Annotated in this window: 7 protein-coding genes; all 7 read right to left on the minus strand. The window is 42.9% G+C overall.

Annotated features, from left to right (window positions below; genetic code table 11):
• Positions 1 to 159: 159 nt before the first annotated feature.
• Entirely contained in the window at positions 160 to 825 is a 666-nt protein-coding gene (locus tag Q0191_RS02900) for an ABC transporter ATP-binding protein (RefSeq protein WP_297663673.1), read from the minus strand.
• Positions 826 to 1,887, minus strand: coding sequence for an ABC transporter permease (locus tag Q0191_RS02905; RefSeq protein WP_297663675.1), 1,062 nt, complete (start codon positions 1,885 to 1,887; stop codon positions 826 to 828).
• 254 nt (positions 1,888 to 2,141) lie between these two features.
• Entirely contained in the window at positions 2,142 to 2,573 is a 432-nt protein-coding gene (locus tag Q0191_RS02910) for an SP_0198 family lipoprotein (protein ID WP_297663677.1), read from the minus strand.
• Between the two features lie 184 nt (positions 2,574 to 2,757).
• Complete coding sequence (locus tag Q0191_RS02915; RefSeq protein WP_297663679.1) at positions 2,758 to 3,150, minus strand: YbgA family protein; 393 nt, start codon at positions 3,148 to 3,150, stop codon at positions 2,758 to 2,760.
• Positions 3,151 to 3,191: 41 nt separating this feature from the next.
• Positions 3,192 to 3,314 (minus strand): hypothetical protein, encoded by a 123-nt coding sequence (locus Q0191_RS02920; protein ID WP_297663681.1) that lies wholly within the window; start codon positions 3,312 to 3,314, stop codon positions 3,192 to 3,194.
• 48 nt (positions 3,315 to 3,362) lie between these two features.
• Positions 3,363 to 3,905, minus strand: coding sequence for a hypothetical protein (locus Q0191_RS02925; RefSeq protein WP_297663683.1), 543 nt, complete (start codon positions 3,903 to 3,905; stop codon positions 3,363 to 3,365).
• 113 nt (positions 3,906 to 4,018) lie between these two features.
• Positions 4,019 to 5,703 (minus strand): phenylalanine--tRNA ligase subunit beta (gene pheT, locus Q0191_RS02930; protein WP_297663685.1); only part of this gene is annotated, 1,685 nt, incomplete at its 5' end.

Here is a 5,703-nt window from a genome sequence, read left to right on the forward strand (position 1 = left end):
AGAACTAAATCCTTTACTTAAATTAATGGTCTAACTTTTTGGGGTCAGTACAAAAATAGAACCGTGTTTATTTCTCTATTCAATCTAGCTGAGAATTTGCCTGATCATGAATCATGGCACTCTCCTTGCCCCAAATTATTTTTTTGTTTGGCTACATCTTCATCGGACTTGAGTCAGCACTCCGTCTTGCATTTCATAGACCTTGTCAACCTCGTCCAGTAGGCGGGTATCATGGGTAATCATGACCACGCTCTTATTGAATTTCTGGGTCACTTCTTTGAGCAGATGAACCACGCGCTTAGCCCGCTCCGTATCTAGACTAGCTGTCGGCTCGTCAGCCAAGATAATATCTGGGCTATTGTAAAGCGCTCTGGCGATAGCAGCTCGCTGCCTTTCCCCACCGGACAATTCTTTGGGATACTGCTTAAGCGTGTCTTTTAGATCTAACAGCTCAATCAGACTTTCTAGATCCGTCCTTTCCTTTTTAGATAAGCGGTCAATCAGCTGAAACTGGTCTTCGATTTTCAAAAAAGGAATGAGATTGGAAGCCTGCAAAATAAAGCCAAAATCATTGAAACGCAGGGCAGCTCGTTCCTTTTCCTTGAGCTGGGAGGTATCTTTCCCATGCAGGAGAATCTGGCCTTTTGAAGGAGTTTGCAAATGCCCCAGCAAGGTCAGAAAGGTTGTCTTACCCGAGCCTGACGGCCCGATAATAGCTACAAACTGCCCTGCTTCAAGTTGGAAATCAGTTGGTTTCAGGGCTTGAACTAGCGTATGCCCCTGGCCGTATTCTTTTGTAACCCCTTTTAGTTCTATGATTGCCATTTACTCACCTCCGATCGCTGTGATAGGGTCAATTTTCAGAACTCGATGAATGGACAAGAGTCCGCCAGCCAGTGACATGAAAACAATCAGGACAATCAATCCAGCATAAGCTCGCCAGTCACTGTAAAAAGGCATAGAAGCCGGCAAGACTAGCTGGGTTCCCAAAAGAGCCAAGACAGCTAAGCTGATTCCCAGAGTGGACAGGATGAAAATCTGCCAGAAAATAGAAGCAATAATCTTACCACTGGCAATACCTTGGGCGCGCATAATACCGTAAAGTTGAGTCTTCTGAATGGTGATGATGTACATGAAAATCCCCAATACTAAAAAGGTAATCAAAACCATAGCCCCAATCATAAAGGAAAAAGTCAGTACCTGAGGCTGATAACCAGGGATGTTTTCTATAAAATCACTAATAGAAAGCTGACTAAGCCCAGTTTCTTCAATTTTTTGACTATCTTTGACTACAAGTGCGCTGATATTCTTAACCTGACTAGAGCCGTACTTTAATTCCCTGAAATCATCTAGAGCCATAAAAATTACAGGTTGCGTAAAGAAGCTATTATCCTCTGTAAAACCAACAACCTGATAGAGGCGCTCACTGCCATTGAGCTGAAGCTGGTCGCCTAGTTTCACTCCTTTTTGACGCAGGCGCTTATCCGCAATGACTTCATAAGCAGTCTCAGCAGGACGTCCCTCAATAATGTCAGGCGCTAGAAAACTATCCCAAGAGAGACCAAAAACCTGAGCATTGAGTTTATCAGTCCCATCTTCATAATTGGCCACTGCTGACGTTTGTCCCAAAGCAGCGATTGAGTCCCCTTGAAGCAGGCGGCTATACTCTTCTTCCTTGAGAGTCGAAGCTATTAGATTCTTATTGGCGTACTCTGACAAGACGATCGACTCAGCATGCCATTGGTCCAAAGCCAAGCGATTGAGCCTAGCCAAGCCGACGGAAAGACTGGATAAAAAGAAAACCATATAGGTAATGAGAAAGACCACAGCAACCACTAAACGATAGCGTCCACGGCTGTAGACAATCTCTTTAAAAGCTAAAAACAAAGCTGTCCTCCTTTGAGATATTAAAGATCATTATATCATAAAGAAGCAAGCTAGAAAAACATATGAGACTAATGGTAACTAGATTCACACAAAAATCACTAAGTCATATAGCGATTCCCTAAATAAGAAACATTTTTTGAAAGAAAATCAGAAAATAAAAAGAAACAAGGGCTTCAGTTCATCTACCGAAACCGTTCTTGTTTCTTTTTCTTTACGCTTCGCACACTCTTTTTCTGAGCAGATTGAGAAACGCTTCACTGCTTAGTAAAGGTCAGAGTATCTGGATCATCATCCAGTTCATCCACAATCAGCTGATTGCCATTTTGTCGATAGCTTTTGACATCGTCACCGACAATCAATCTTTGACTAGCCGTATCTACTTGTACCTGTTTGATCTCCTTACTGCCGTCGATCTCGATCTCAGTCCAAGTGCCAGTCCTACCGTTGATTTCTAGGACGTGCTGGTCACCATCATGGTCGGTTGCTTGGTAGCGTCCGTCTAAATTACTGGTCTGACCTGCATTGGAGGAAGAAGTCTGTTCTTGCGCAGGCTGTGATGTTTGGCTTTGGGTATTTTGTGATGAACCAGTATTTCCTGTCTGGTTAGCATTGCTTGAGCAAGCAGCCAGTGAAACTGCTGCTGTCAGAGATAGAATGCCGATAAAGGCCTTTTTTGAAATAGTCATATTGTTTTCTCTTTTTTCTACATTTGTATTTTATAATTATATTCTACAATTGTCTGTTTTATTTGTCAATCATATAGCATTTTTTTAGAACTCAAAAATTCCCCAGCCTTATTGGACTGGAGAATACAATCTATTGCTTCTAACCACTACAAGCTCTATGCTAGTCATTTTCGATATCCGAGCCTCACACCTTATCCCCAAATAACAAAGTCGACTGCTGCAGGTAAGAATTGGGGTACTTTCGAAGCAAATCTTTTACAGCTTCTACCAAAACCTTCTGCTCCACCTGACCTACTTGGTATCGCTCTAAAAGCAGCATAAAGTTTTCTTTTTCAGCTGGGAGAGCTTTTTTCTTAAAATAGCCCCAAACATGCTGAAAAGCATTGCAGACCTGACCGCGATTTTCAGGCAGGGCTACCGCCTGGTCAATCAAGTCTTGGACATGTGCTGCTTCCACCAAGTCACTTTTTAGATATTGGCGGATTTCCAGATAGATCTTACTGGAATGACTGAGCACCAGATACTTATTTTTAGCCCAAAGAGTCTGACATTGGGAGATTTGTCTTACATTTTCCATGATTACTTTTCCTACAATCTTTCCTTTTATTCCGGAAAAATCTATTCGATATGCGGAGCTCGTTTACTGATTTCTTTATAAATCGTATTGAAATCAGCATCAACAAGATCATTCAAGTCAATCTCTTCCAGTGTTTTTCCTTCTTCGTCTTTAAAATAAAGCATGCGATAAGTTCTTCTTTTATTATTAGTACGATAAACCTTTATTTTATACTATATCTGTTTAATCGTACCTAGATTCATGTGTTTCATTTCGCGGAAAACCGTTGCTTTGATATCAATCTTGTCATCAGAGATGGTCAGGGCAGAGGGCTCATTTGCCTTCGTTAAAGCTGATATAGCCAAAATAGTAATGAGGACACCTGCACCAATCAGAATTGGGCCTGCATATTGATTATTTTGGTTGAATAATTCTTGCTCTGTTTCCTTTTCTTTTCGGATAGAAGCTTGCTCAGACTCTAATTGTTTATTATAGGTATCTACAAAAGATTGCAGTCTTTTTTGCTCTTCTTCTGGTGTTTCATTCTCAGGTGCAAAATCCGATCCAAAAAAATATTTAGCCTTTTCAATAGTCATTGGGCTTTCATCCAACCTTGCATCTTTTATTCCCGTATCCAACTTCTCGAGACTATCGTTATAGCTAGTACCACTACTCCTTGGTGATTGAATTGTCACAATTAACATAATTACAAGAACAATAACAATAACAATGATAATTCCAGTGATTTCACCCGCATAACTTCTTTTATATTCCATTAAAATATTCTTTCTGTAAAATCATTATGGGACTAGAATACCATAAATCACGACTTTTATAAAGCTCTTTTATAGCCAAAAGCAGCCCAAAGGACTGCTTCTCTCTGTATATACTAGCGCACTTCTGCGCCGACATTTTCTTCCAAGGATTTTTGGATTTTTTCCATGTATTTAGCGACTTCATCATCGGTTAGGCTGTCTTCTGGATTTTGGAAGGTCAGTGTGTAAGCCATAGACTTGAGGCCAACACCCAGCTTTTCACCTGAGAAGATATCGAAGAGCTTGATATCCGTCAAACGTTTCACTCCGGCAGCTTGAATCGCTTCAACCACCTGTCTGTGGCTGATTTCTGTTTTGAGCAACAAAGCCACATCGCGAGTAACAGCTGGGAATTTGTTGATTTCTGCAAAAGGCTGTTCTGGCTCAAGGCTCGCCTCAATAGCCGTCAGATTGAGCTCCGCCACATAGGTTTCTGGGATGTCATAAGCCTTGGCCGTCACTGGATGAACCTGCCCAACATAACCCACTAGTTGACCTTTGATCCAAATCAGCGCTGTCCGACCCGGATGCAGACTCTTGAGCTGGTCAGTTGCTTGATAATCAGCTGCTAATCCTAGGCGGTCAAAGAGCGCTTCAACCACTCCCTTAGCGTAGAAGAAGTCCACAGGAGTCGCTGGCGTTTGGAAATCTTTTTCACTTACCAAGCCAGTTAGGGCAAGGGCAAAGCTATTGATTTCGTTAGGCAATTCTTCCTTCGGATTGCTAGTTTGTTCAAAGATTTTCCCAATTTCATAAAGGGCCAAATCCTTATTTTTACGAGCAACATTGTAGCTGACAGTATCCAACATGCCTGAGAGCATATTTTGTCGGAGAACACTGCGCTCCCTTGTCATAGGCCACATAAGCTCCGTTAGATTTGTAGGATTAAGCGTAAATTCGACAGCTTTTTCTGGCGTGGTCAAGGCATAAGAAATAATCTCGGTTAATCCTGCTCCTTCAGCCACCGTCCGAACCTTGCGACGTAGCTTCTGAGTAGCCGTCAATTCACCAGCTGTTCCAGCATCTTGAGGCAGGGAAACCGGCAAGCGGTCATAGCCATAAATACGAGCAATTTCCTCGTAAAGATCTGCTGGAATACTAATATCCCAACGACGAGCAGGCACGCTGACTGTGAACAAGTCCGCAGAACCACTGAGGCCAAAGCCTAGACGGCGGAAAATATCTTCAATATCTGCATAAGTCAAATCTGTTCCCAGGACTCGATTGACATCAGAAAGGCTAGTCGAAACTTGCTTGTCAGTCGTATCTAACTGTCCTGCTTGGACAATGCCAGCATGAACAGTGGCACCAGCTAAGTCAGCAATCATGCTCGCAGCAGCATCGAGAGCCTCGGTTACTGTTGCAAGGTTAATCCCTTTTTCAAAGCGTGAAGAAGACTCGGAACGCAAGCCCAGACGACTACTTGTCTTACGGATTGACTTGCCATTGAAGACTGCTGCTTCCAGAACGACACGAGTCGACTTGTCAGAGATTTCGGTTGCTGCTCCACCCATGACACCAGCCAAAGCCACTGGCTTGTCTGCCACAGTAATGACTAAATCGCCGACTTCCAGCTCCCGCTCTTCGCCATCCAGCGTCACCAGTTTCTCACCAGCACGCGCTTCCCGCACGACAATCTGATTGTCCTCAAATGTGTCCAGATCAAAGGCATGCATGGGCTGACCAAAGTAGAGCAAGATGTAATTGGTCACGTCCACTACATTGTTAATCGGACGGATTCCTTCGTTCATGAGGAGAT

Source organism: uncultured Streptococcus sp., assembly GCF_938036805.1.
In the GTDB taxonomy this organism is placed as follows: domain Bacteria; phylum Bacillota; class Bacilli; order Lactobacillales; family Streptococcaceae; genus Streptococcus.

What these genes read in the sequence shown, in the direction of transcription:
- Q0191_RS02900 (WP_297663673.1), bottom strand. Translation starts at nt 825, where the DNA reads ATGGCAATCATAGAACTAAAAGGGGTTACAAAAGAATACGGCCAGGGG.
- Q0191_RS02910 (WP_297663677.1), bottom strand. Translation starts at nt 2,573, where the DNA reads ATGACTATTTCAAAAAAGGCCTTTATCGGCATTCTATCTCTGACAGCA.
- Q0191_RS02915 (WP_297663679.1), bottom strand. Translation starts at nt 3,150, where the DNA reads ATGGAAAATGTAAGACAAATCTCCCAATGTCAGACTCTTTGGGCTAAA.
- Q0191_RS02920 (WP_297663681.1), bottom strand. Translation starts at nt 3,314, where the DNA reads ATGCTTTATTTTAAAGACGAAGAAGGAAAAACACTGGAAGAGATTGAC.
- Q0191_RS02925 (WP_297663683.1), bottom strand. Translation starts at nt 3,905, where the DNA reads ATGGAATATAAAAGAAGTTATGCGGGTGAAATCACTGGAATTATCATT.